This window comes from Sphingobacterium sp. GW821-FHT03E03, from assembly GCF_059420745.1.
Map to the genome: position 1 here is coordinate 1 of NZ_JBWKUH010000032.1, position 25,758 is coordinate 25,758.

Annotated in this window: 22 protein-coding genes; 9 read left to right on the forward strand and 13 right to left on the reverse strand. The window is 39.0% G+C overall.

The features are described 5' to 3' along the window. Positions 1–359 precede the first annotated feature (359 nt). The 6 genes from AC07UV_RS22825 to AC07UV_RS22850 all read right to left on the reverse strand — a co-directional run bounded on the left by AC07UV_RS22825 (position 360) and on the right by AC07UV_RS22850 (position 9,096). Complete coding sequence (locus AC07UV_RS22825) at positions 360–842, reverse strand: DUF4822 domain-containing protein (protein ID WP_282255312.1); 483 nt, start codon at positions 840–842, stop codon at positions 360–362. 313 nt (positions 843–1,155) lie between these two features. After that, positions 1,156–2,583 carry a TolC family protein gene (locus AC07UV_RS22830; protein WP_495185416.1) on the reverse strand — a complete coding sequence of 476 codons (1,428 nt, stop codon included), beginning with the start codon at positions 2,581–2,583 and terminating at the stop codon, positions 1,156–1,158. Positions 2,584–2,607: 24 nt separating this feature from the next. Further along, entirely contained in the window at positions 2,608–5,796 is a 3,189-nt protein-coding gene (locus AC07UV_RS22835) for an efflux RND transporter permease subunit (protein WP_282255310.1), read from the reverse strand. 19 nt (positions 5,797–5,815) lie between these two features. Next, a complete protein-coding gene (locus AC07UV_RS22840; RefSeq protein ID WP_495185417.1) occupies positions 5,816–7,012 on the reverse strand; it encodes an efflux RND transporter periplasmic adaptor subunit in 1,197 nt (398 codons plus the stop codon). A gap of 78 nt (positions 7,013–7,090) precedes the next feature. Continuing rightward, complete coding sequence (locus AC07UV_RS22845; protein WP_495185418.1) at positions 7,091–7,690, reverse strand: TetR/AcrR family transcriptional regulator; 600 nt, start codon at positions 7,688–7,690, stop codon at positions 7,091–7,093. A gap of 104 nt (positions 7,691–7,794) precedes the next feature. Then, positions 7,795–9,096, reverse strand: a complete 1,302-nt coding sequence (locus AC07UV_RS22850) for an ATP-binding protein (protein ID WP_495185419.1) — start codon at positions 9,094–9,096, stop codon at positions 7,795–7,797. Positions 9,097–9,682: 586 nt separating this feature from the next. Between AC07UV_RS22850 and AC07UV_RS22855 the strand changes: the two genes are divergently transcribed. From AC07UV_RS22855 to AC07UV_RS22870, 4 genes are all read left to right on the forward strand, one after another. Then, the gene (locus AC07UV_RS22855) at positions 9,683–10,129 is read left to right on the forward strand and encodes a DUF1572 family protein (protein ID WP_495185420.1); all 447 of its coding nucleotides are present in this window, start codon (positions 9,683–9,685) and stop codon (positions 10,127–10,129) included. A 70-nt stretch (positions 10,130–10,199) separates the two neighbouring features. After that, the gene (locus AC07UV_RS22860; protein ID WP_495185421.1) at positions 10,200–10,625 is read left to right on the forward strand and encodes a GNAT family N-acetyltransferase; all 426 of its coding nucleotides are present in this window, start codon (positions 10,200–10,202) and stop codon (positions 10,623–10,625) included. A gap of 46 nt (positions 10,626–10,671) precedes the next feature. Continuing rightward, positions 10,672–13,227 carry a BamA/TamA family outer membrane protein gene (locus AC07UV_RS22865; RefSeq protein WP_495185422.1) on the forward strand — a complete coding sequence of 852 codons (2,556 nt, stop codon included), beginning with the start codon at positions 10,672–10,674 and terminating at the stop codon, positions 13,225–13,227. Positions 13,228–13,335: 108 nt separating this feature from the next. Continuing rightward, a complete protein-coding gene (locus AC07UV_RS22870; protein WP_495185423.1) occupies positions 13,336–14,121 on the forward strand; it encodes a response regulator transcription factor in 786 nt (261 codons plus the stop codon). A 51-nt stretch (positions 14,122–14,172) separates the two neighbouring features. Here the strand turns inward: AC07UV_RS22870 and AC07UV_RS22875 are convergent, their stop codons facing one another. After that, the gene (locus AC07UV_RS22875) at positions 14,173–14,835 is read right to left on the reverse strand and encodes a DUF1349 domain-containing protein (RefSeq protein WP_495185424.1); all 663 of its coding nucleotides are present in this window, start codon (positions 14,833–14,835) and stop codon (positions 14,173–14,175) included. A 270-nt stretch (positions 14,836–15,105) separates the two neighbouring features. On the opposite strand from AC07UV_RS22875, the gene AC07UV_RS22880 reads away from it, so the two are divergent. Then, positions 15,106–15,702: a class I SAM-dependent methyltransferase gene (locus AC07UV_RS22880; RefSeq protein ID WP_282255300.1), complete on the forward strand. Its 597-nt coding sequence runs from the start codon at positions 15,106–15,108 to the stop codon at positions 15,700–15,702. Between the two features lie 147 nt (positions 15,703–15,849). Then, positions 15,850–16,758 carry an NAD(P)/FAD-dependent oxidoreductase gene (locus AC07UV_RS22885; RefSeq protein ID WP_495185425.1) on the forward strand — a complete coding sequence of 303 codons (909 nt, stop codon included), beginning with the start codon at positions 15,850–15,852 and terminating at the stop codon, positions 16,756–16,758. A gap of 116 nt (positions 16,759–16,874) precedes the next feature. Here AC07UV_RS22885 and AC07UV_RS22890 read toward each other — a convergent pair whose 3' ends face one another. From AC07UV_RS22890 to AC07UV_RS22900, 3 genes are all read right to left on the reverse strand, one after another. Beyond that, positions 16,875–17,957 (reverse strand): DUF418 domain-containing protein, encoded by a 1,083-nt coding sequence (locus AC07UV_RS22890; RefSeq protein WP_495185426.1) that lies wholly within the window; start codon positions 17,955–17,957, stop codon positions 16,875–16,877. Positions 17,958–18,029: 72 nt separating this feature from the next. Further along, positions 18,030–18,602, reverse strand: coding sequence for a Crp/Fnr family transcriptional regulator (locus tag AC07UV_RS22895; protein ID WP_282255296.1), 573 nt, complete (start codon positions 18,600–18,602; stop codon positions 18,030–18,032). 33 nt (positions 18,603–18,635) lie between these two features. Further along, complete coding sequence (locus tag AC07UV_RS22900; protein ID WP_223579086.1) at positions 18,636–18,935, reverse strand: winged helix-turn-helix transcriptional regulator; 300 nt, start codon at positions 18,933–18,935, stop codon at positions 18,636–18,638. Between the two features lie 142 nt (positions 18,936–19,077). Between AC07UV_RS22900 and AC07UV_RS22905 the strand changes: the two genes are divergently transcribed. Then, positions 19,078–19,677 (forward strand): nitroreductase family protein, encoded by a 600-nt coding sequence (locus tag AC07UV_RS22905; protein WP_259178271.1) that lies wholly within the window; start codon positions 19,078–19,080, stop codon positions 19,675–19,677. Positions 19,678–19,818: 141 nt separating this feature from the next. Here AC07UV_RS22905 and AC07UV_RS22910 read toward each other — a convergent pair whose 3' ends face one another. The 3 genes from AC07UV_RS22910 to AC07UV_RS22920 all read right to left on the reverse strand — a co-directional run bounded on the left by AC07UV_RS22910 (position 19,819) and on the right by AC07UV_RS22920 (position 24,568). Next, a complete protein-coding gene (locus tag AC07UV_RS22910; RefSeq protein ID WP_495185427.1) occupies positions 19,819–20,763 on the reverse strand; it encodes an MBL fold metallo-hydrolase in 945 nt (314 codons plus the stop codon). Between the two features lie 62 nt (positions 20,764–20,825). Continuing rightward, positions 20,826–24,092 (reverse strand): TonB-dependent receptor, encoded by a 3,267-nt coding sequence (locus AC07UV_RS22915; RefSeq protein ID WP_495185428.1) that lies wholly within the window; start codon positions 24,090–24,092, stop codon positions 20,826–20,828. A gap of 113 nt (positions 24,093–24,205) precedes the next feature. Continuing rightward, positions 24,206–24,568, reverse strand: a complete 363-nt coding sequence (locus AC07UV_RS22920; RefSeq protein WP_495185429.1) for a DUF1801 domain-containing protein — start codon at positions 24,566–24,568, stop codon at positions 24,206–24,208. Positions 24,569–24,726: 158 nt separating this feature from the next. Here AC07UV_RS22920 and AC07UV_RS22925 point away from each other — a divergent pair, with 158 nt between their 5' ends. Further along, positions 24,727–25,284, forward strand: a complete 558-nt coding sequence (locus AC07UV_RS22925) for a Crp/Fnr family transcriptional regulator (RefSeq protein ID WP_282255291.1) — start codon at positions 24,727–24,729, stop codon at positions 25,282–25,284. Between the two features lie 78 nt (positions 25,285–25,362). Beyond that, entirely contained in the window at positions 25,363–25,680 is a 318-nt protein-coding gene (locus AC07UV_RS22930) for a DMT family transporter (protein ID WP_282255290.1), read from the forward strand. Positions 25,681–25,758 lie beyond the last annotated feature (78 nt).

Consider the following 25,758-nt stretch of genomic DNA (forward strand, 5'->3'; position numbering starts at 1 on the left):
TAAGGAATTCTCTTCTGTTTTGCAATCAAAATAAAGGTATTTAATCCATTATTTTTCTTAAACTGACTGCTATCAAAATTAATATATTTTAGGGCAATGCTATTTCATTTAAATTGTGTCAAGATTATTTCGCCTGTAAATGAAAATGTATGTGGACATTGTCTATAATCTCAATATTAGAGTTTTCGGTTATTACGTTATCTAAGAATTTAATGATTTTCTCAATTGATATTGAAATAATCTAAAAAAAGTGTTGAGCGTTTCACTAAAAAAGATAAGGATTGACAACGTTTCATTTTGTCAATCCTTAAGGTTTAAGAGGAGATTATGCTTCTATATAATTCAATAGTGCCAGTTAGTTATTTCGGCTCTTTGTGTGTTGTAGGTGTATGGATAATATCGAAATAAACGGTTTTATTGTCGTTGTTTGGATAGATCCGGTATGTAAATTCGTTTTTTGTTAATACCGTTATATCAACTACACGTGTGAAAAGTGTTTCTCCTGCTGCATTTTTGGCAACGATAGTCCGTGTTTTACCATCTGCTGAAACAGACCAGTCTCCACGCATTTTGGGAGAGTCGTCAAGATTGAACATGGTAAAGGTACCATCGGATTTGAAGTAGGCAAAACCTACAAAATTTGAGACATTGGCATCTGTCAATACCACATTTTCACCTTTGTTATTTTTGGCGCTTGTTGTTTCCCAAGCGGTACTAGCCAATACTTCGCTCGGGGTGAGCTGAGGCTCTGGTGTAACTTCATCATCCTTACTGCAGCTCATAACCAGTAAAGTACAAATGGCAATACAACATACCAATGCAACCTTTTTTAAATCTCTCATAGTCTATTAAATTTATTGTTTCACAAAAGTAATCGCATTATGGCTGCTGTATTTGTTCCTTTTATTCCAAGGTTTGAAGGATTTATAACAATGACTATAGTGACAGACATGATTTTTTAAAAAGGGCGCCTATTTTATTGTTTTGATGCTTAAAGAGGGCTGGCTAAGAGTAGGAGTAGGAGTAGGAATAATCCAATGAGCGGGGGGGGGGCATTGTTGAAGGTTGTTGCTATAAAATAAGACAGGAGACCCTCGCGGTCCCCTGTCTCCCAGATATGTGATATAAAATTAGAAAAATTGCAAATCTTTAAAATTAGTTATTGCTCCATCCACCACCCAAGGAGCGATACAGATCTACTACAGCCGAAAGTTCCGCTTTCTTCACTTGAGCCAGCTCAAGTTCGCTCTGTAATATATTGCTTTGAGCGGTGATTACTTCCAGATAAGTTGCCATACCAGTTTCAAAGAGAAGGTTGGCATGTTTTGTAGCCTCTTTTAAACGAGTAGTTCTATCCAACGTAATCTGTTGTTTTTCCTTCAATTTTTGGATTGAAATCAGGGCATCGGAAACTTCTCCGGCAGCTGAAATGACTTTTTGTTTGAAAATCATAACATTCTTCTCTTGTTCTATGCGGGCGAGCTCATATTGCGTTTTCAGCTCTCTACGCTGAAAAATAGGCTGTGTAATACTCCCTGTGATTGCACCAAATAAAGATGCAGGCAGATTAAACCAATTACTTGCTTTAAATGCGTTGACACCTGCCTCAGCACTAATGACCAGCGAAGGATACATTCTTGCTTTAGCAGATTTTTGATAGGCCTGAGAAGCAGTAACAGCAAGCTCTGCCTGTTTAACATCAGGGCGATGGCTTAATAAATCTGCTGGTATCCCAGTTGCAAGATCTTCAGGAAAACGAACGTTGACCAATTGTTCCTGTGTTTTGATTTCTGCTGGGAGTTTACCACTGAGAATTTGGATCGCATTTTCTTGAAGATGAATCTGTTGTTCAAAATCAGGGATAAGCGCAGCAGCGGATAAACGTTGCGCATCCACTTGCTCCAAAGCAAGCAAGGTAATATCACCAACTTCATATTGTTGTTTGACAATACGGAGCGTGGTATCGCTCAGCTGTAAATTTTGTTGTGCGATATCCCGTAATTGATAGAGCATCAAAAGTTGATAATAACCTTGCGCCACTTGGGCAATCAATTGGGTTTGTATCACTTTTTTTGCTTCTTCAGTTTGCAGGTAAGAAGCCAAGGCTGCCACATTTTGATTCTTGATTTTTCCCCATAAATCAGCCTCCCAGGATAAACCAATAGATGCTGTATAGTCTTCAACGTGATGCTGTTTTAAAAATTGATTCAAGCTCAATCCGTTCATGCTATTATTGGATGGGTTGGTACTATTTCCTCTGACCTGCAACTGTGCTGTGGGAAGATAGCCCGCTTTTGCCTGTTTCAAGCTCAGTTGAGATGACTCTATATTTTTCAGCGCCAATTGCATGTCCAGGTTATGCTGGATTGCGCTGTCGATCAAGGTTTGTAAGACGCGATCCTTAAAGAAATCACGCCATGGAATAGAACCAATATTGTTTTCCTGTGCTGCTTTTCCCTGATCACGATATTGTTCAGGCAGAGTGGGTGCAAGATGTTTATTGCTAACCAGTTTGTCTGTTTTACAAGACCACGCGACAAAGGATAAAATGAAAACCGTCAGTAGTTTTACTTTTCTATTCATATATTTCGATGTTGTCATTGTTTGTTAATTATTTGTATGCACAGGAATTTCCAAAGAAATGTGCTCATTCTCCAGTTGTTTTTCTTTTGGCGCGCCACTTACTTTCTCTTGTATAAACTGGAATACGATAAATAGGATGGGAATGATAAAAAGCCCTAACACAACCCCACTAAGCATTCCTCCTGCTGCTGCAATACTGATCGAGTGATTACCTTGTGCCGAGGGACCCACTGCGCTCATCATAGGAATCATACCTACAATGAAAGCCAATGATGTCATGATAATAGGTCTCAGACGTAAGCGTGCTGCTTTAAGCGCAGCGCTTGGTATCGAAAGCCCTTGTTTTCGACCTTGAATGGCAAATTCGACAATTAAAATAGCATTCTTCGCCAGTAACCCGATCAACATGACCAACGCTACCTGAACGTAAATATTATTGGCAGTATCGGTGAGGCTAATTGCTGCAAAGACACCAAATATACCTGTTGGAATAGAGAGTATAACGGCTAATGGGATAATGTAGCTCTCATATTGTGCCGCGAGAAGGAAGTAAACGAAGATCAAACAGAGAATAAAAATAAGCGTAGACTGACCTCCGGAGACAATTTCTTCTTTCGTCATACCCGAAAATTCATAAGTGAATCCAGTTGGCAAATGCTGTTTGGCCACTTCTTCCACGGCCCGGATTGCATCTCCTGAGCTATAGCCAGGTTTTGGGATTGCATTTATTCCGATCGAATTGAATAGATTGTAACGTGAAGCCGTTTCGGGACCATAGACACGCTCTAATTTAACCAATGTATTGATCGGTACCATGTCGCCTAATCTGTTTTTAACAAAGATTCCGTCCATAGAAGTTGGTTCGCTACGATCTTTTGCATCCGCTTGGACCATAACACGATAGTACTTTCCGAATCGATTAAAATCTGACGCCTGCGCACTACCAAAATAAGCTTGCATGGTTTGTAAGATACTTTTGGTACTTACACCAAGTTGTTCGGCTTTGATGTCATCCACTTGTAGCTCGTACTGCGGGTAGTCGGCTTTGAAGGTTGTAAAGGCCATCATGATTTCAGGACGCTTCATGAGTTCTCCTATGAACCCTTGACCTATTGTACTGAATTTACCAAGTTGTCCACCTGTCCGATCTTGAAGAACCATATCGAGACCATCCACGTTACTAAATCCAGGGACTGTAGGGAAGGTAAACACGAAGAAGTTGGCGCCCTTGATACTTGCTAAACGTTGGTTCACATCGGCCATAATAGCGTTGATGTCCTTGATACTGCCACGTTCTTCATGTGGTTTCAGCAAAATAAATGCTACACCTGCTGATGGACTGGTTGATTGCGTTAAAATATTAAAACCAGCCAAAACGTTTAGTGTCTTGGTGAAGTCAGCATGTTGAAGTTGCTTTTCAGCTTCAGCTAATGCTTCCGAAGTCCGATCCAAAGAGGCACCGGCTGGCATAGAAAATGATATAGCGATAAAACCTTGGTCTTCGGAAGGGATAAATCCTGTTGGTGTACGACGAATCATAAAAATTGTCAACAACAAGGTGATACCTAAGCCTGCAAAAGCTACCCATTTGTAACGGACCAGAAAACGTAAGCTGCCTAAATAGTTTTTGGTCAGACGGTCAAAACCGACATTGAATCCTGTGAAGAAACGTTCTTTGAAATTAAGTTTCTTGGTCTCGTCGTGGTTATGGTGCGTAGGTTTTAAAAATAGGGCACAGAGCGCCGGACTTAATGTCAGTGCATTGATCGCCGAAATCACAATTGCTATGGCCAATGTAAAGGCAAATTGTCGATAGAAAACTCCTGTCGAACCTTCCATAAAACCAATAGGGAGGAAGACCGCAGACATGACAAGGGTAATGGAGATAATGGCTCCCGTAATCTCACTCATGGCAGAGGTCGTTGCTAATTTGGGCGGTAGATTATTATGCTCCATTTTGGCGTGTACGGCCTCGACCACCACGATCGCATCATCCACGACGATACCGATTGCAAGTACAAGCGCAAATAAGGTCAATAGATTGATGGAGAAGCCAAAAAGCTGCATAAAGAAAAATGTTCCCACAATTGCCACTGGTACAGCAATGGCCGGTATCAGTGTTGATCTAAAATCCTGAAGAAATAGGAAAACAACTAAAAAGACCAGAATAAATGCTTCGATCAACGTGTGTTTAACTTGATCAATGGATTGGTCGAGCGCATCTTTAGTGTTATATAAAACGAGATATTTTACACCTTTTGGAAAGCTTAACGAAGCTTTTTTCATAAACTCCTGTATGGCAATCTGAATTTCATTCGCATTGGATCCCGCTAATTGCATTACACCGATGTTGAGACCAGCTTTTCCATTGATGCGGGTCTTACTGGCATAAGTATAAGATCCTAACTCGACACGAGCTACATCTTTCAGTTTTAATACAGAACCGTCTGTGTTTGAGCGGATAATGATATTTTCATAATCGCTCGGCTGATTAAGTTTACCTTTATACTTAATGACAAATTCAAAAGCTTCACGGCTACTTTCTCCAAATTTTCCGGGAGCGGCTTCTACGTTTTTATCCTGAATAGCTGCCGTTACCTCCTCAGGGGTCAGTTTGTAAGCAGCCATTTGGTTTGGATTAAGCCATACACGCATGGAGTAATCTTTACTACCGCCAAAAACCGATGCTTGTCCCACTCCGGGGATACGTTTCAGCTCCGGAATAATATTGATCTGTGCATAGTTGGTAATAAACGTTTGGTCATATTTACCTTCATCCTCAGTATATAGATCCAATACCATGATCAAGCTATTTTGTTGCTTGGCTGTTGTAATTCCGGCCTGAACAACTTCGGAAGGAAGTTGGCTGGTGGCCTGTGCAACACGATTCTGCACATTGACAGCAGCTTGATCCGGATCAGTGCCTAGTTTAAAATATACCGTAATCATCAATGAACCGTCGTTACTGGCGGTAGAGCTCATATAGCTCATGTTTTCGACACCATTGATGGATTCCTCCAAAGAGGGGGCCACGGCACGAAGTACCGTTTCGGCATTTGCGCCAGGATATAATGCTGTTACCTGTACTGCTGGTGGGGCAATATCGGGAAACTGCTGTAAGGGCAGCTTTAGGATACCGATCACCCCCAATATTACAAGTAATATGGAAATGACAGTGGCAAGTACAGGCCTTTCTATAAATTTCTTAAGCATAAGTTTGTCGTTTATAATATTAATTGATGCTGTCTTTTGATAAAGCTTGTGGTGTTATTTTTTGACCATCTTGAAGTAAATCAATACCCTTGTAAACAATGCGATCTCCGGCACTGACACCCTTGCTTACGAGATAGTTTGCGCCACTTTTTCCGATGACGGTGATGGGCTGCTGTACAACTTTATTTTCTTTTCCGACAGTATACACAAAGATCTTGTCCTGCATTTCAAGTGTCGCAAGTTGTGGTACCAATAAAGCCTGATCATATTTCTTTTGGAGTCTGACACGGCCGGTATTTCCATTACGCAAAACTCCTTCAGGATTACTGAATGTCGCGCGTAAGGTAATCGCGCCTGTGTTTTTGTCAAACTGACCATCCACCATATCTATTTTTCCTTTTTGATCATAGATGGTCTGATCGGAAAGCACTAAACTGATCGGCGGGAGGTTGTTCAATTTTTGTTGAAGATTATTGCCTTCTGTATTATTTTTGAAAGCAATAAAATCATTTTCTCCCAATGAGAAATAGACGTGAAGATCTCTGACATTTGACAGTGCAGTTAAAGGTTGCGGATCTGCTGGCCCTACTAAACTTCCTTGTTTCCGTTGTAGTCTCCCGATATACCCCTCTGCCGAAGCACGGATCAGTGTATAACCTACATTGATTTTAGCAGTTTCCACAGCAGATGCTGCCAATTGAACATTCGCTTTAGCGGCATTACGCGCACTGATCGCTGTCTTTAATTGAAAGTCAGTCAATACTTTGGTATTGACTAATTTTGTTTTTTTCTCAACTTCCAGCTCGGCGTTTTCCAACGCAGCTTTTGCAGCTAATAAATTGGCTTTGGCCTGATTCAATTGCTCTTGATATGGCCGGTCATTAATTTTAAAAAGCGCCTGTCCTTTACTGACTTTCGCACCCTCATCGACAAAGATCTGCTCCAAAATCCCCTCAACCTGAGGTCTGATCTCGATATTCGCCGAAGCTTCTATTGTTGCTGGATATTCCTGATAAACTGTCTCGTTACCATTTTCGATGGCAACAACAGGTAGGCTAACAGGAGGAGGATCAATAGGTTTGCTGGTTCCTGTTGAACAGCTGTATAAAAAGATTACACTAAGCACATATGCGGTCTTTACGATATTAATTCGTTTAACACTGTTAAGTGCTGGAATGTAAATCTTCTTAAGACTTGGTGATACATTTGTTTTCATGTGATATTAAAAATTGAAGTTGTGGTGTATTTAATGGTGTTAGATTTTTTAACGTTGTATTTTCTGGTATAAAAAAATTTAGTCACTAAGCGAGCGGGTGATACCGTAGATTGCATCTTTTAGAACCTCTTGGTTGGTATTTTCACCATTACCCTGGTTAACTAAGTTGATTGATATTAGCCCATGTATAATTGACCAGTATGTAAAATATTTTCTACAGATCAAATCTTCCGATGGGTTTTTATCCTTCATGATCTCACGAATCACATCACTGATCATTCTACCATGAGATTCCGCACACTTATAAGTCTTTTCAAACCCACAGCAGGCTGTTCCAACGCCAAACATGAGTTGGTACAATTCGCGCTCCTCGAATGCAAAATCCCAATAACTGAACCACATCGCTTCCAATTGTTTCTCCAAGTCGGTTTGAGTTGATTTGGCTTGTCTGACTTTTTTGGCAAGTAAGAGATAACCTTGGTTAGCGAGCTCATTTAAAATTGCATCTTTATTTGCGAAATACTCATAAATCATGGGTGCGGTATACTCAATGATATCCGCGATTTTACGCATGCTCAATGCCTGCCATCCCTCTTCTTTCACGATTTGAAGAGCGGCGTCGAGAATATTAGTTCTATTCTCATCTTTGATACGTTGTATGCGTTCTTTACTACCCATGCTTTAATGCATAAATGATTTAACAGTGTTAAGCAAAATTCAAACTTTTTATTTTATTTAATGACATATAAAAGTCATTAAATAAAAATATCCCTCAAATGCGCTTAAATGGCTGCTGTATCGAGATTATTGGGAAGTATTAGTATCTGTTTTATCCGGCTCCTCTCTTTGTCAGATAAGGAAATTGCCTTTTCGAGTATGGGTAGGATCTCTGCACTTTTCTCTGTTTGTAGTAGGAGATCCAGGAAACCTAAATAGGTACGGATCAGGTCGGTTTTGACTCCAAAGAAGATGCGCGGATCTATGATATAGATTTCCTGAACCAATGCGAGCAGTGTTTCTTTTCTTTTCCTGTCTTTTTCTGTTTGATCATAATGGGGTAGAAATCCTTTCTTTTCCAATTCACTGAGTTTGACAGCAACAGCGCTTTCACGAATGTATTTTTTCTGCTTACGATCTAGAAAATCGCGTAATTTAGCAAGTAGATTACGGTAGACAACTTGTTTGTCTTTGCCAGTGAAGAGATTTATGTCTGTAGAGATGCTGATATCTTCCAGTTCAAAAGTGTCAAAAAAATTGGATGTTACATATACCGAGTGATGGAAATCTATTGCATTATTGTTAAAGCTACTGAGTACTTTTGCCACTTCTCTTTTTTCGCTATTGCGCAAATAATAGTAATAGCGGTCTCCGATCTGTTGGTTCCAACGAATGTAATTGACCTGAAAAGTATAGGAGGAATTACCTTCAGGACTATATAAAGTCCAAGATAGAAGATCCGTTTCTTGAATCAGATGATCATATATCAATTGTACTCCATTAATTCGTATTGTATAACCTAAATCGCGGTTAAGGTATAGAAACCAACCAAATTCCTGCGCCATGAAATCTATAAATTCTTGGGATTCCAAATGGGATGAATTTAGCCCGAAAACCCCCTCCAATCTCACTCGGGTTCCAGTTTGCTGATTTTCTACCAGAATACTTTCGCTAACGTCATATTGTTCTTTGCTGTCCCTATCAATTTGGATGTGGTATGATTTTAAAACTCCTTCTTCTTTTACAATTGTATTCCAGATCGCTCTTGTCGCAAATAGTGAAAAGGAAAATCTACCTTTTCCTTTCTTTCCTCTTGTATAGGAGCTTCGCTTGATGCTATTTTTCTTTACTGAATCGAGAAAATTACCAAATGAGTAGGGTAGTGTATCGAAAACGATTCCCTCTCCATTATCGCTGATGCTGATACTGTTTATATAACCGAGTTCGTTGCTATCAATTGCAATATCGACTTCGGTAGCTCTTGCGTCAAAGCCGTTCCATATATATTCAGCAATGACCAGTTTTGGATCTTTAGGTAAACCAGCGGATTCTATACTCAGGTTGGTTATCTGCGTGTTTTTTTTCATAATGACAGCAATTCTAGCAATGTAAATTTAAGCGGTGAGAACTTCGCTTCCCAATTATGTGGTGTTTAGTTTGTACCGATCGCGTTACTTTTTTTAATCTTTTATTTTTTTGTTTTTTTTTATTAAGTAATTTAATAGACAGGCGATCCCAAAATAGATGATCAGGTTCAAAAGAAGGTATATGCCGTTAAAATATGTTCTGTCCGGTGGTTCTGGGTAACGCTTTCCGCCTAAAAAGGTATAAAAGGGAAAGGGGAAACCAAGGGTATCATTACCATCCGAGGGACTTCCACATTTCGAAAATAGCAGGGTGATAGTGACTGTTAATATAAAGAAGATTATCCAGGTCGTTCTTGGAAATTTTGGAAACATAAGCATTGATTACTTTATTAGTACAAGTAAAAATACGATATCTTATGAATATTTAATGGATCTACTTTTCGAGAGGTTTAGATCCATCTTTTCAAAATTACAGTCGGTTGAGGCAATTTTTTCTTTTTCTTCTTCACATAAAGAACCAATTAATATTGTGAAAGCGTTAGTTTTGATTAAGAAATGCTAGTGGTATTATACTAAAAATTAGATTATGCTTGTAAAAACATTGAAAAGTCTTTTTTATAGAGATCTGAATAGATTGAAAACAGAAATTGCATCTTATGGACAAGAGGAGAATATCTGGATTGTTGATCATGGTATTGCGAATTCAGCGGGAAATTTATGTTTACATTTAATTGGCAATTTACAAACTTATATTGGAGCGGAAATCGGAAAAATAGGCTATATTAGAAATAGGGAGGCTGAGTTTACCCTGCGGGATATTCCAAAATCAGTACTTTTAGATAGTATAGACAATACTATCAGCGTCGTTGATCTGGCTTTGGATAAGCTTAATCAGGATGACCTTGCCGCGATATACCCCATATTAGTGTTTGAGGAGAAGACAACAACGGAATATTTGTTGGTGCATTTAACCACACATTTAACCTACCATCTCGGGCAGATCAATTATCATCGTCGTCTATTAGATGTATAATTTTGATGCTGTTATTTGTATTGGAACTGGGCTTTTTTAATGAATAAATTTAATATAAAAAAATAATGGAATGGAGATAAGGGAAGCCAGGATCACTGACTATAAAGAAATTGCAGATTTGACCGAACAGTTGGGGTATCCCAATGAGGCAGAAAAGTTGAAAGACCTGTTGAGAATATTATTATGCCATCGTGAATATCATATACTTGTTGGTACGATTGATGACAAGGTTGTTGGGTGGATGCAATTACAACGGACCATGAGTATCGAGACAGGGAGCTATGTAGAAATAACTGGACTGGTCGTTGATCATGTTGTGCAGAGAAAAGGCTTGGGTAAATTACTGATACAGGAAGCTGCTCAGTGGGCAAAGAACATAGGATATTTTCGTTTGCGCGTAAGATGTAGCGTCCTTCGGACAGAAAGTCATAAATTTTATGAGCAGATGGGTTTTAAACTAAAAAAGGAGCAGAAAGTTTTTGATTCCATGCTTTAAAATGTGAACTTTAGCCATATTTTTACTGACGACCGACTTAAGAAATATGAGAGGATTCCTAACATTGATTACGTGCTGCTGTGCTTTGAGCTCATATGCTCAACAAGTTGACAGCATAACAACCGTCATCGCCCCTGAGTATGACCGGGTAGGCGTGATTCATCGGTTCTGGTTGGGCGACAGCTATCGTAAATTATATAATACGCCCGTAAAAATGCGTATAATGGATCTTAAAACCGAAAAGGGCGGGCTTCATATAGTCAAACTGGGTGGGGGGATGCAAACCCAATCGCTTCGGATGGCCGATCCCTCAGGGAGAGAATGGGTGTTAAGATCCATTCAGAAATATCCGGAACGTAGTCTTCCTGAAAGTCTTCGAAAGACATTTGCAAAAGATATCGTTCAGGATCAGATTTCAATACACCATCCATTCGGTGCATTAACTGTTCCTCCGTTTAATACAGCTTTGGGTATTCCACATTCATCTCCCGAGCTTGTTTTCGTGGGTGATGATCCTGGATTCGGTGAATACCGGGCGGTCTTTAAAAATAGGCCTTATATGTTTGAGGCCCGTACACCTTTTGAAGATGAAAAAACGGACAATAGTGCAAAAGTCATTCGGAAAGTGTTAGAAGATAATGATACGCAAATTGATCAAAAACTAACTTTACGTTCAAGATTACTTGATTTTGCATTGGGAGACTGGGATCGTCATGAAGATAATTGGCGCTGGGATCCTGAAAAAGAAAAAGGTAAGAAGATTTATACGCCTGTACCGCGCGATCGGGATAAAGTGTATTATAAAACATCAGGTCTGTTTCCAACTTTACTTTCCTATCAATGGTTAAAGGCCCACTTACAACCATTTAGCCCACATATACGTAATGTGTCTCATTGGAACTTTAACGCACGCCATTTTGATCACTTTTTTCTGACCCACCTTACGGAGGACGAATGGATCGATGAAATAAAATTTGTTCAGAAAACACTTACCGATTCGCTGATTCATCAGGCTATGCTTACTATGCCTGATTCTATCGTAAAATTAAGTGCGAATGAACTGGAAACAAATATTCGATCCAGAAGGGACGATCTCATGGAGAGTGGGTTAACCTATTACCGTTTTCTTGCACGTGTTGTTGATTTACCCTTATCTGCCAAATCTGAATTCGTTGATATCGATTACAATAAAGACGGTTCGGTATCAGTCAATATACACAATAAGAAAAAGGATGGTACTGAGGGGCGAAAGCTAATAAAACGTACTTTTTTACCTAGTCAAACCGAGGAAATCAGAATCTATGGAATTTCAGGCTCGGATGAGTATAAAATCCATGGATCTGGCCGATCACCTATCAAACTCCGTTTAATCGGCGGAAAAGGTGAAGATCTATATCGTACTTCTGATAAATTTGACAATGGTCATAAGGTTTATATTTATGACTCTAAAAATCAACAGGCTTCCGGTATTCAGGTTGATAAAAATGTGCGACTAAAATTGAGTGTAGATACTGCTATTCACCAATTTGAGTACGATAATTTTGTATACGATCGTAAAGGAGTCGTGGTCAATCTAGATTATGGTGTTGACCGCGGTCTGATTTTTGGGCTAGGATACCTGATAGAAAATCAAGGGTTTAGGAAGAAACCCTATGCTTATCGGCACCAATTTATGGCCAATTATTTAACAGGACGCGAATCATTTATGTTTGATTACAAAGGTCACTTTAAGAAATTAATTGCAGATCAGGATCTTTCTATTCATCTTTCATCACTTGGCCCTAGAAATCTGAGCAATTTTTTTGGTTATGGAAACAACACCTTGTTTGAAAAATCGGATTCAAGGAGTATTTCTTACTATCGAAATAGATTTGATATTGTAAGTGGCGACATTTTTCTGGAAAAGTATCTAAATCCTAAACTGAAATTATTTTATGGTTCATCTTCTGAGTATTACAACAGTAAAGAGGCTAATAATATTGGAAAATACTTTGAGGAGTTTAATACTAAGTTTCCTTCTGAACCTATCTATGGGAGCAATTTTTTTACAGGAATTACAGGGGGGATAGATTATGATACACGTGATAATGCTGCAAATCCAAAATCAGGTATTCATATCCATACCAGAGTAGGGTGGAATGCTGAGATTGGCGGCGATACAAGGAAATATACAAAGCTACATCACGCGATGAGTTTCTATAAAACAATTGCTGATGACTATATTACATTTGCGAATAGGACGGGGATAGATGCGGTTTGGGGAGCCCCGTATTTTTATCAGCATGCACAAATCGGTGGTGAGATGAGTCTGCGTGGATATAATTCAAGGCGTTTTACAGGGAAAACAGCCGTATATAATAATTTTGATATGCGATTGAAACTGTTCAGTTATTCATCCTATCTTGTTCCGGGAACGGTAGGAGCGATTGGTTTTTACGATGTTGGGCGGGTTTGGATGACAGCGGAAAGTTCAGATACATGGCATATGGGCTATGGCGGAGGAATTTATTTTATGCCGGGAGAGCTTCTTACGATTCAAGGGGTGCTAGGCTTTAGTAAGGAAGCAACTTTGCCTTATATTCGGATCGGTCTTTCTTTTTAAGCGTAAACGTTTACCCTACAAAAGAGTCGCGAAAAGCTCGGTCACGTTGTAGATACATAAAAAAAATGGTTCTTCAGGGATGTCCATACATTTGCGAAATATTTAACTATGGGATCGGATTTAAAAAAGACACTAAATAAAAATCTTGCTGGTAAAGGACTGCGAAATACAAGTGTAGACCTATCTGTCTTGAAATACTATAAGCAATATGCCAAAACATATGCCGACATCCATAACGGCATTGTGGTATTGAGCGATCTGACAGCCAATTGGAGTTTTACCTTTATGGGCGAGATTGCTGAACGTTTACATTTGAGTTCACCCAAAAGAAAATTGGAGATCAACAGTATATGGGAGGATTTTCTCTTAGAGCGCGTACATCCTGAAGATCTGGCTGTAAAACATGCACTTGAACTGCAGTTTCTTGATCTGGTCAAGAAAACCGAACCGAAAGAACGTTTTCGATACCAGGCAAACAGTGTACTCCGTGTAGAAGGAAAAGATGGGCAAATTATGTTGATGTCGCATCATATTATCTATTTGGATACCCCCGGTCAAGAATTTCCCCAACTGGCATTATGCTGCTATACGCTAATGCCCGATCGAGAAGATCGTCAAAGTAAGAAGAACTATATTTTTAATCAGGTCAGCGGCGAAGTTTTTCCGCTTGACAAACAGGAGATGAAGGATGTCATGAGTGTGCGGGAAAAAGAGGTTTTACGGTGCATAAGAGCAGGCATGATCAGTAAAGATATTGCCGAGAAGCTAGCTTTGAGCGTTAATACTGTCAATCGACACCGACAGAATATTCTGCAAAAACTGCGGGTGCGCAACTCACATGAAGCGATCAGTATATACAATAAAATGTATAATCAAGATGATACTTCGCTATAGTAAAGAGTCTGTCAAAAGAGTAGCTTTTGACAGACTCTTTACTATAGCGGCTCAATTGGAAGTATTTTCTTTTAGCCATTTGGTTCTACGCTGGTCTGGAAGATGTTTGATCCCAAAGTGTTCAAACTTAGCCTGGAAGCCATCACCATCTGGGGATGCACCCATCAAACCAACCATAACAGGATGATTATCTTGTAACCAGGCATTTCTCATCATCACATACTCCTTGTCATCAAAAGAATAAAAGAATTCTACAGCATCTAATCTTCGAATTGCTTTTATCCATATAAAAGGGATTTCTTTATCTATTGGTACGATGCTCCAGTCGCTGGTTCGATGAGTGACGACAGTACTCAGATTGTACTTGCCATCGACAAATTCTATTCCCGCTTTTATATAATTTTCATGATCTATACGCAGCATGATACCTGCTTGATCAAAACGATTTTTATACTTAGCCGAAATTTTGACCTTCACTTCAAATTCACCTCCTCTCTCTGTGTAGAGAAAAGGTGCGTCATCTACGGTAAATCCATAGTGTGATATTCGCCAGTAGTCGCTCTTGGGTGTGACAAACATGGAAAGGGAGTTGTTACTGACTGTCCACTCAGTAGGTTCGTTAAACCAGGTCATCTTGTCCAATTGTTGTGCGGAGGCCTGTGTGGAGAAGAAAGGAAGCAATGAAGCCGCAAAAAGTGTCTTTATTTTTTTCATTATATTCTTTTTAGCAAGAGGTGTATTCTTTTTTCTAAAGGCAAAGATATCGTCGGCATGCTGTCTTTTTCAATACTGATAAATAACCATTATATGAATAGCGGTCTTTAAATGTAATTTATTTGCAATTTAATTGCATTTAACAATGTTGCTACATAGTTGCAATAATAAAAAGCCTTACCTTCGTTCTATCTTTATTGTCATTGCAAGCTTATCGGAAGCAGAATTCAATAAAAATAGCACAGATACTTAATGTAAAAGCCTACATATATGGAGTTTTGGGAACGTAATTTTATAGAAAAGGGGGAGATGTGGGGAGGCAGTCCTGCTCATTCAGCACACATTGCGAAAGATCTCTTTATAGCAGAAAATATAAAGGAAATTCTTATTCCGGGCTTTGGCTATGGACGAAATGGTCATATATTTCTAGATAATGGAATAGCTGTTACGGGAATTGAATTGTCCAAGACAGCAATTGAAATCGCCCGAAAACATGTTGGAAGTCAGACGATCATACATCATGGTTCGGTCGTAGATATGCCATTTGATACCAAAAAATATGGTGGTATATTTTGTTACGCACTCATCCATCTTCTGGGAACTGAGGAGCGGGCGAAATTTATACATGACTGTTACGAGCAGCTGTCCGACGATGGTTACATGATCTTTACGACTGTGTCAAAACGGGCAAGTATTTATAGACAAGGGACTACCATAGGCACAGATCGTTTTGAAATGTTTGGAGGTGTTAGCATGTTCTTTTATGACTTGGAGTCTATTCGGTCAGAATTTGAAAAATATGGATTGATTGAAATCAAGGAAGTAGAAGAGAATTATCCTTTTTATCTGATCATTTGTAAAAAATAGAATAAACAAAATAATCATAGATGAAACTATTCTGATTTATTTAATTCACCTGCTGGAATGAATAGGTTCGGGAGACGAAAACCTTACTTATAAGTCCATACCATAAATCTGCTAGTATCATCAGCATTTAAAATCAAATTTATAAAGATGAAAGACGATAAAAATTTTGATGTCATCATTATTGGGGGAAGTTATGCCGGACTTTCGGCAGCAATGGCACTGGGGAGATCACTACGTCAGGTGCTCATTATTGATAGTGGTCTACCATGTAATAGACAAACACCGCATTCGCATAATTTTATAACTCATGATGGCGAAAAACCATCGGTTATTGCTAAAAAAGCTAAAGAGCAGGTATTAAATTATCCAACAGTGAGATTCCAGAAAGGACTTGCTGTAAGTGGAAAGAAAACAAGTACCGGCTTTGAAATTAGTACTGAAAATGGTGAACTATTTAGTGCAAAAAAGGTGATTTTTGCGACTGGGGTAGAAGATATCATGCCAGGTATCCAAGGTTTTTCGGCCTGTTGGGGGATTTCAGTTATCCATTGTCCATATTGCCATGGATATGAATTCAGGGGCAAGAAAACAGCAATTATGGCTAATGGTGAACGGGCTTTACATTTGGCATCTTTAGTCAACAATCTCTCCGCCGATCTGACAATATTGACTTCTGGAGAAGCAAATTTCAGTGTGGAGCAGGCTGCAAAATTGAAGAAGCACGGTATAACTGTCATAGCAGAACAGGTTAGTAAAATTCAGCACAAAAATGGCTGGGTAGAAAAAGTGATTTTCAAGGACAACAAAGCAATAGCATTTGATGCCGTATATGCAGCAATCCCTTTTAGGCAGCATTCAAGTATTCCTGTTGCGTTGGGCTGTGAATTGACTGAACAAGGGCATATTGTCGTTGACAGTTTTCAGAAAACAACAATTAAAGGAGTTTTTGCATGCGGTGATAATACGAGTATGATGCGGTCCGTTTCCAGTGCTGTAGCAGCAGGCAATTTAGCGGGAGCAATGGTCAATAAAGAATTGGTTGAAGAAAACTTCTAATATAAACTTGCAAGATCGTAGCCACAACAAATTTAATCTCAACTTCAATCGGAAGCGATCGTGGATAGACGCTTCTGATTGAAGAACTTTTTAAGAACCATTGTGCTTGGCCAAACTTAAGCAGAAATTTTTCTCAGTAGAAGTTCGAACGGACCATGTTTAAATCTTTTGGCCCAAAGTTTACTGAAATAGTAACTGCATGCAAAATAGAGAAGCGAAATGATAAATATGAGCATCGGTGACAGTGATTTGTGTGCATTGATCTTGACAAAGCATCCCTGATTTATCATAAATGAGAAGAAAACTAATCCGATTGTTAGATGGGAAATATAGTGTGTCAATGTCATTTGTCCCGTTTTGGCCAAATCGTTTGCAAACTTGTTATGTGCAATAAATTTGCTGATATACATGAAAGAAGCAATTAACATTAATCCAAAGCCTATTGTACTGATTAAGAAGGGTAGAAAAGGGGGCAGATAATCTGCATTTAGAAAAAAATCAATCTCAGGAGTCATCAGATTTTTGGGAATACATTGCAACGTTTGGATCAATAAGTAAAGTACTAGTCCGATAGCAAATGTTTTCCTCTGTATACTTAAATCCGACCAGTCTAGTTTTGCCAAGTACATTCCGGTAATAAAATAACTCATCCAAGGGAAAACAGCATTCCAGCCGTTATAGAAAGAGTTTCGTATAAAACCGGATAAAGTCCACATATCTTTATATTCCAGTGTGTCAAAATTCCAGCCTGTTTCATAGGGAATCCAAAGAAGTAGCAGGTGGAAGATAACGGCAGAGATAATTGCTCCATAGATATATTGTTTTTTATCGCGGAAAAGGAAAAATGAGGCAATGAACATATAAAACCCGTAAAAATGTAGGATATCCGCTGGCCACCAGATAGCGAGTAATATTCCCAAAGCAAATAAAAATCCGGCCCGTTTAAGTGCAATATATTTCTGATTTAGCTGTTCTTCAGCGGTGCCAAATGCCTGTTTTTTTGTCATCAGGATTAACCCCATACCTGCTAACATAACAAATATAGTGCTTGAGTTACCACTAAAGAGGGAGAGGAATTGTCCCTGCCAACTTGTATCGTTGTGGTCTCCGAACACCATGTTAAAATTTACGATATACATCCCAAAGATTGCATACGCTCTTAGTAAGTCAAATCCTATAAATCTCGTTTTTTCTGCCATGATAATTGCTTTCAAAATGTTATGCAAATTTTGAAAGATGCGTTAACATGGCATTTGACTTAAGTCAAATAATCAGTATTTGATTTTTGCGCGGATTCTGCTTAAGGTTTCTAATGAAATGCCCAGGTAAGATGCGATATAGGTAAGGGGAACCTGTTGTATAATATTGGTTTGATTTCTCAGGAGCTGTGAATAACGCGTGGATGCATCAAGTGTATGAAAATCAAATAGTCTTTTTTCCAGCCACATGGTGTAATACTCGGTCATCAAGAGATCTAGCTCCATTAAAGCCGAAAATTGACCTTTTATACGCTGGAAAGAGCTATTATCAATTGATGATACCCTAACATCTGTGACCGCTTGTATAAACTCTTGGCTCGGCCCCTGGGTAACATAACTGCTAAATGCAACAGCGAGGTCATTTTCAAAGAGCAGTTCAGTCGTTAGCTCTTTGTTCTCGTTCAGATAAAATTTTCTTGCGATACCAGATTCGATCCAAAAGCTATATCGGCAGACCTCACCCTGATAGAGTATAAAATCACCCTTTTTATAGGTTTTTATTTTTGAGACAGCCTCGAGTGCACTGAGGGTATCCCCGTCGAGCTGTTCAATAATGCTGTTGATCTTAAGGAGATGTTCATTCATACGTTACTGATAAGCACAGCTACTATTTGGATTCTATTTAACCTGTTGAACTCCTCCAGTTCTACTTGCAGTCTCCCTGCCCCATAGTGCAATAGATTCCAATAGAGGAATAAGTGTCCTGCCAAATTCCGTAAGTTCATAATCGACCTTTAATGGCGCTTTGTCCGTGTGTACTGTCCGCGTGACCAAGCCGTCTGCTTCCAGCTCCTTCAGCTGTAGGCTCAATGTACGTTCGGTAATCATTGGACATTCTTTTCTCAACTCATTATAACGTTTTTTTTCAATTAAATGAATGAGGATGACTGCTTTCCATTTTCCGCCTATGTATTTCATTGTCAGGCTGGTACTGCATGGGTATTGTTTGTTGTCTATCAAATACATCTGTTACTATCAACTTTGACCGTTATTGCAAATATATAACACTATATTTAAGTTTGCAACTATAAAAAATATAGTTAATTTAAAATTGTATGTTATGGCATTTATAGAAACAGCAAAACAACGTTATACAACAAAAAAGTATAATTCAACAGAAAGAATTTCAGCGGACAAGATTGCTGAGCTAAAAGAAATACTTCGCCTGAGTCCATCATCCATCAATAGCCAACCTTGGAAGTTTTTCTTTATTTCAGATGGAGAGACAAAAACAAAATTAGCGGAAGCATCCTATTGGAATGCGGAGAAAATTAATGAGGCAAGTCATCTGGTAGTCTTTAGTGCTCTTAACGATGTGCAACGATTCGAGGAGCAGATCAACAGCACGCTTCCCGAGGGATCGATAAATTATTACCATCGTTTTTTAAAATCACAGGGAGAACAACATGTGCAATCCTGGATGAAGCAGCAGGTTTATCTTTCTTTGGGATTTTTTCTTGCGGCCTGTGCGTCAAATAATATTGATGCAACACCAATGGAGGGAATTGAAAATGATCGTTATGATCAAATCTTGGGGCTCGAGCAATACCATAGCTTATTTGCCGTTGCCATAGGTTATCGAAATGTGGAGGATTCAAATCAGCCTAGCATAACAGCTAAATCGCGTCTGAATATGGCGGATATTATTCAGGCAATATAGTTCTTTTAATAGCAATAGGGACGGCCAAAAAACTTGGTCATCCCTATGTTCTTTAATTTCGTTCGTAACCTCAATCGTCTTCTTTCAGCAATTAAATTTCAGCGGAATCGCACTTTTGAGACATCTTGTTACCAGATATGGTTAAGGTAGACTAATCTTTTTTCCTTGCTCAGGAAAAATATAATTTACTTTTAAGGGATTGTTTTTTAGGAGCTCCTTTTTTATGATTTCTGGATTATCTCTTGTTGGTTTTCGGTGAGTGACCACGATGTTTAATCCTTTTAAATCATTTTGTCCGATCTTATCTTTTAGTTTGTTTAATTCCTCTAATAACAGATTAGGGGTAAGATGACCGAAAAGCAGGTTTTCGGCTTGACTATTGGGAAAAGATACCTCAATTAATATCGTGTTTAATTGACCTTTTGTGATCAATGGAGCAATATTTTTCCAAAGATTGTCAAGTCTGTCAGCCTTTTCAACCCGGTCGGCACCCGTATCTCCGAGATAGAGCAGATAATGATCATGATGGCGCACCAGCACAGCACTGCTTTTATACGGATTTACATGGCTTAATTCGTATGCCGTCAGCAAGAAAGGGGTCTTTTGTGCCGCAAATTCTATTCCTTCTTGCAATTCACTGTAATGATACTTTCCAAGAATTGGTTTTTGCCCCTGATCAGCAAAATTAATCCAGGTATCGTTTATAAAATAATGGTTTTGTAAAATCTGAAGTACAGGAGCAAGAGCAAAAATATTCTTTTTGCTATCTGCCGGAGAATTGATAATCAGACCGGATAGATGATCTAAATGACCATGAGAAATAAAATATCCTTTTATTTGATTATGTAGGATCGTTTCTTCTGTTCCATGGAGACTTTTCAGCTGGATGGCTTTTCGTATCCCAGTATTTATTGTACCGGCATCAAGGCAGAGAAATGCAGTGTCCTTTGGAGCTCCAACCAGGTAGGCCGATAGATTATCCTCTTGCTCACCACCATATATACCTAAAGGGATTAAGTCGAAATGTTGCGCTTGGGAGGAAATACATATAAAGAGAGTAACAAAAGAAAGTAATATTTTTTTCATATCATATTAAACTAAAAACCCATCCTTAAACAAGGATGGGTCAAATTTACATTATTTTTTACTTATTGATTGAAACGATAACGGACGCCAAGTTGAATTCTCCAACGCGATGTTTCGTCAACACTATTTGAAAATGTACTGGTCAATGGAATCTGATTCGTCGCATCTAAATAAGGGAAAGAAAAAGTTGGTTGGCCCTGAGTGTTGAGTCCTTTGTAATTTAGTATACCATTCGCCTTATTGGCAAATTGTGCCACACCCCAACTTTTATTGATCATATTTCCAAAATTGAATACGTCGAATGTAATTTGTAATTGATGTTTTTTTCCACCAGTATTTAAGAATACATCCTGAGCAACACGGATATCAAGAGTACCGATCATTTTTCCGACCAACGCGTTGCGTTTCGCGTATTGACCCCGGTGTGCATTCAGGTAGCTGTCCTGATTGATATAACCATTCAATTGTGACCACAGTTGATCTGGTGTACGCATATCTTTGTCATTGTCACCTACCAATGCAATTTCCGCCTTATTATTTGGAATATAAATCAAATCGTTACCAGACAGACCATCATTATTTAGGTCACCCCCATAAGTATAAGAATAGCGTGGACCATCCTGCAATTGATAAAACAAGGAGAAAGTCGTTCCCAAATGACCAAAATACTCTTTCCGGTAAGAGAAGTTGGCAATAAATCTGTTTTTAACCAGGTAAGTTGAATAGGAGAGGTCCGCATTATTTGGGTTCCCAGATACATATCGATCTCGCCACATCGATTGTGCAATAGAACCTCCGTCGTTAACGGATCTTGAATCAGTATAGGTATAACCGATATTAGCAAAAAATCCACCTTTAAATTCTTTTGATAATGTTCCTGTCAGGGTATAGCTATATCCTTTTGAAGTATTGGACATGACGATCGCATCCGAAATATTTGGATTTTCAGGAGTAGGTTTCGCAGCACCATATATACGTGGTGTCGTATAACGCATACGGTTATCAGCACCAGTTAAAGCTGTACCATCTGTCGTATTTAGATTGACATTCCGGAAATAAACAGAATTGATATCCTTGGAGTACATTGCTTCAAATGTACCGATGACTCCGCCTGGCAATTTTTGGTCTATGGCAAGATTTGTGCGCCATAGCTGCATAAATTTGAAGTTATTGGCCGTAACAGCAAGGTTATAGCTCGAATTATTTGCGGCTGTTTGATGATTCACATTGCGATAGGCATCCACATCTGGCGTGAAAGGGCGATTGGTGGGCTTATCTATTGTTTCAGATCCAAACATAACACCATTGTTACCAGCTTGGTTGGAGATCCATACCAACGGCGGGCGACCGGTAAAGATCCCCGAGCCACCACGTATTTGAGTTTGATTGGTTCCATTGACGTTCCAGTTGAATCCAATGCGAGGCGACCATAGAATAGTTCCCTTAGGGTATTTTGAAACATCAATTTTTTCGCCCTGATCAAAGGTCAATTTGCTGACATTATCATTTTTCAGATCACTAGGTGATGATATGTGTGTGTAATCAGCCCGTAGTCCAGCGGTGAGTTTAAAATTATTGTTTACAGCAAAGGCGTCCTGCACATACAGACCAAGCATATTGGCTGAAACCTCCGAATAGGGGAAAGACCCATCAGCCAATACAGAATATTGTACTTGGTATTTGGTTGCATTTGAAATATTGTTTTTAGCTGAATTATAAAAATCATCAAGACTGGCAAAAGTATAAGCTCCATAGTAGTTTGGTGCAAAACCATTTCTTGTTCTATAATTTTCAAAGTTAGCTCCCAGTGTGATTTCATGCTTGCCGGCATATATATTGAAGTTGTTAGTCGCTTGAAAAACTTTTGTTTTTAGACTGTTAAATGCCGTAAAGGGTTCATACCCAAAAGCAGTCATGCTACTTCCATCAGGATTCATAATGTCTACCAAAGGGAATGGCTGGCCGCCTTTAGATTCACGGTAGTCATCCATTACATTATAGCCTACGGTTAGGGAGTTGGAATATTTACTACTGATACGCGTACGCAGCTCCAGATTCACATTATCCATATTGTTGTTGATACCGTAGCCCGCTGAACTAAATGGTAGACTTATATTCGAGGGTTGTCTATTGTTTTTTGGCGCCCCACTGTTAGATGGTAGGATATCCCGATAGGAGCGGAAGTAAAAGTATTTGGCACTCAGCGTATTTTTGGAGTCGATGTTGTAATCTAATTTGATCGAAAACTTGTCACTGCGTGTATCCAAAGGATAATCTTGATAGGAGCCAGGGTTGTATCCGATAGATTTGAGATAGTTTGCTAGATCATCTAGTTTTTCGGCTGAGACAGTTGACACATTAGGGCCCGTGTTGCCTCCGCGCGAAGCGATAAAGTTTGTTCCTGGATCCACCCTTCGCTCAATTTCTCCACTAGCAAAAAAGAAAAGCTTATTTTTAATAATTGGACCGCCGACTGTAAACCCATATCCTTTGAGATTAAAATTATTGACAGGAGCTTTCAGACCCGCTGAATTATACTTATTGACAAGATCCTGATTTCTGAAATAATAGTTTAATGAACCCTGTATTTCATTTGTACCACTTCGAGTGACAGCATTGATTGCAGCCCCTGTGAAGCCATTTTGCCTCACATCGTAGGGAGCGATATTAACAGAGATCTCTTCAAAGGCATCCATATTAATCGGTTGCGAGTTCGTCTGGCTTCCAATTGTCCCCTGTAGTCCAAAAGCATTGTTAAACAATGCTCCATCAATCGTGAAGTTGTTGGCAAGATTGCTTCTGCCTGCAAATGAAGGATTACCGTATTGCATGGAGAATTGAGGCGTCAGCTTGACGAAATCTGTAAAACTCCGGTTGAGTGTGGGTAAATTCTGTATTGCCGTACGTGAGATATTCTGCGAAGCACCAGTTCGCCCTGAATTGAAGACTTTTCCCTGCCTTGTGCCCACGACAACTATTTCTTCTAAAAGCCGATCATTGGCGATCATCTGAATATCAAGGGTTGAACTTTGTCCCAATGCCAGTTTTTCTACTTGCTTGACATTTGGTGTATGACCTAAATAAGTTACAGTGATTTGATAAGGACCACCGATACGCATATTCGGAAGGTTATAACGGCCATCGTTGCGTGATGAAGTCGTGTATTTTGTCCCAGATGGTAAATGGATAGCCTCAATTGTTGCGCCATTGATAGGAGTGTTCCCCTCTCTGACTGTTCCATTTAGGGCAGAGGTAGTTTCATTTTGCGCATAGGTAATCGATGTACCAATTGTACTTAGCAAAATGCTGGTAATCAAATGTTTTCTCATTTGTTTATTAGCTGTTTAAATGACTAGGTGATTTTTTAAACCGCGGTAAAGGTAGTGCTGTATTATTGATCTTAGGTTAAGTAATTATTATTTAAATGTTTTGGAGGATGCTGCTAAAAGCCGATTTTTCCATCGCGATATAGGTTGACCGCTGCATTTAAAATAGTTCTAATGGTCTCCAGTGGAAGATCCTCATTTGGATTGACAGGAAATACCTTCATCCGTGAACGTGTTCCGGTTTCGAGCTCAGGATAATCCAGATATTTTCCTTCTACCATCAGCAGATAAGGATGTTTTGTTTTTTTGTCAGTCCACAGGTAACAAAATGCTTTGTTCTTATAGCAAAAACAAGGCATCCCATATTTTACCGTTTCCCTGATTTCTGTATCCTGCTGAAGAATAATATGCTTTAGTGCCAACAGGCAGCTCTTATTGGGTTCTTCCTGGCTTAAATAAAACTGGTTGATTTCTTGCATATTGATAGATTTTTGAACTGCTTTTTTCCAAACGGATTAATTTTTATTGATTGGTTTACCGTTTAGACAAAGATACATTACACTTGACTTTTTTATCGTATCCTGCACTGTTTTTTTGAGAGTTTTGTATCTTCAGATCCATTAGTTTATAGCAAGTCATGAATCCATTAATCCAGCAGTTCAGAAGATATGGGCATCTCAATGAAGCGGCCGAAGAGGAGATCGAACAAAGGATCAACTATTTTTCGAAGCGTAAGGGAGAACATTTTCTAAAAGAGGGCCAGCATGTATCCAGTTATTTTGTACTAAGTAAAGGTCTGATTCGTGCCTATTTCTTTAAAAATGGGCGGGAACTCAACAGCTGGTTTGGTGAAGAAAATCAAATTTTTGGATCGATATTACCTGTATATACAGAAAAACCTTCCTTTGAGAATATTCAGTTTCTTGAAGATTCGGAGGTCTATGCAATTGCTGTGGATGATCTGAATGAACTCTATCGTGAATATCCAGAGTTAAACCTTATCGGAAGAAAAATTGCGGAGGAAGTATGCATTGTCTTAGAAGAACGTATTATCTCATTGCACACCGAATCTGCTATAGAACGCTACCAATCGCTGATTAAGTTGCAACCAAATTTGTTAAATCGAGTCAATCTTGGTCACATTGCATCCTATTTGGGAATTACACAGGAGACTTTGAGTCGTATCAGACGTTAACGAACGATTTTGATATAGATCAAAAAATGTAGTCAATCAAGTCACTACTTTTGTAGTGGATCATTTAAATAATTGAAAATGAATTGGATTGCATTAATTATCGCTGGTATTTTTGAAATTGGTTGGCCTTTAGGATTGAAGATGGCACAACAGCCAGATGGCAATAAATTTGGTTGGATCATATTCGCTATTGTCTCGATGACTATCAGTGGAGCACTATTGTTTTATGCGCAAAAGGCTATCCCAATCGGTACAGCCTATGCGGTTTGGACTGGTCTAGGTGCCGTAGGTACATTGTTGGTCGGGATATTCTTCTTCGGCGATTCGGCAAACGTCTTTAGACTTTTGTCGGCCACGTTAATTGTGGCGGGTATTGTAGGCTTAAAGATATTTTAATACAATCAAGGGATTTTGATATCGCTTTGCATATAAAAAGGAGTGATATCAGAATCCTTTCTCTTTATGAGAAAAACT

Bases quoted from the DNA above. Each gene is read 5' to 3' on its own strand.
- AC07UV_RS22840 (WP_495185417.1), bottom strand. From the start codon at position 7,012: ATGAAAACAAATGTATCACCAAGTCTTAAGAAGATTTACATTCCAGCA.
- AC07UV_RS22905 (WP_259178271.1), top strand. From the start codon at position 19,078: ATGGCATTTATAGAAACAGCAAAACAACGTTATACAACAAAAAAGTAT.
- AC07UV_RS22895 (WP_282255296.1), bottom strand. From the start codon at position 18,602: ATGAATGAACATCTCCTTAAGATCAACAGCATTATTGAACAGCTCGAC.
- AC07UV_RS22835 (WP_282255310.1), bottom strand. From the start codon at position 5,796: ATGCTTAAGAAATTTATAGAAAGGCCTGTACTTGCCACTGTCATTTCC.
- AC07UV_RS22850 (WP_495185419.1), bottom strand. From the start codon at position 9,096: ATGAAAAAAAACACGCAGATAACCAACCTGAGTATAGAATCCGCTGGT.
- AC07UV_RS22885 (WP_495185425.1), top strand. From the start codon at position 15,850: ATGAAAGACGATAAAAATTTTGATGTCATCATTATTGGGGGAAGTTAT.
- AC07UV_RS22880 (WP_282255300.1), top strand. From the start codon at position 15,106: ATGGAGTTTTGGGAACGTAATTTTATAGAAAAGGGGGAGATGTGGGGA.
- AC07UV_RS22910 (WP_495185427.1), bottom strand. From the start codon at position 20,763: ATGAAAAAAATATTACTTTCTTTTGTTACTCTCTTTATATGTATTTCC.
- AC07UV_RS22920 (WP_495185429.1), bottom strand. From the start codon at position 24,568: ATGCAAGAAATCAACCAGTTTTATTTAAGCCAGGAAGAACCCAATAAG.
- AC07UV_RS22860 (WP_495185421.1), top strand. From the start codon at position 10,200: ATGGAGATAAGGGAAGCCAGGATCACTGACTATAAAGAAATTGCAGAT.
- AC07UV_RS22845 (WP_495185418.1), bottom strand. From the start codon at position 7,690: ATGGGTAGTAAAGAACGCATACAACGTATCAAAGATGAGAATAGAACT.
- AC07UV_RS22825 (WP_282255312.1), bottom strand. From the start codon at position 842: ATGAGAGATTTAAAAAAGGTTGCATTGGTATGTTGTATTGCCATTTGT.
- AC07UV_RS22900 (WP_223579086.1), bottom strand. From the start codon at position 18,935: ATGAAATACATAGGCGGAAAATGGAAAGCAGTCATCCTCATTCATTTA.
- AC07UV_RS22875 (WP_495185424.1), bottom strand. From the start codon at position 14,835: ATGAAAAAAATAAAGACACTTTTTGCGGCTTCATTGCTTCCTTTCTTC.
- AC07UV_RS22930 (WP_282255290.1), top strand. From the start codon at position 25,363: ATGAATTGGATTGCATTAATTATCGCTGGTATTTTTGAAATTGGTTGG.
- AC07UV_RS22870 (WP_495185423.1), top strand. From the start codon at position 13,336: ATGGGATCGGATTTAAAAAAGACACTAAATAAAAATCTTGCTGGTAAA.
- AC07UV_RS22830 (WP_495185416.1), bottom strand. From the start codon at position 2,583: ATGAATAGAAAAGTAAAACTACTGACGGTTTTCATTTTATCCTTTGTC.
- AC07UV_RS22890 (WP_495185426.1), bottom strand. From the start codon at position 17,957: ATGGCAGAAAAAACGAGATTTATAGGATTTGACTTACTAAGAGCGTAT.
- AC07UV_RS22865 (WP_495185422.1), top strand. From the start codon at position 10,672: ATGAGAGGATTCCTAACATTGATTACGTGCTGCTGTGCTTTGAGCTCA.
- AC07UV_RS22855 (WP_495185420.1), top strand. From the start codon at position 9,683: ATGCTTGTAAAAACATTGAAAAGTCTTTTTTATAGAGATCTGAATAGA.
- AC07UV_RS22915 (WP_495185428.1), bottom strand. From the start codon at position 24,092: ATGAGAAAACATTTGATTACCAGCATTTTGCTAAGTACAATTGGTACA.
- AC07UV_RS22925 (WP_282255291.1), top strand. From the start codon at position 24,727: ATGAATCCATTAATCCAGCAGTTCAGAAGATATGGGCATCTCAATGAA.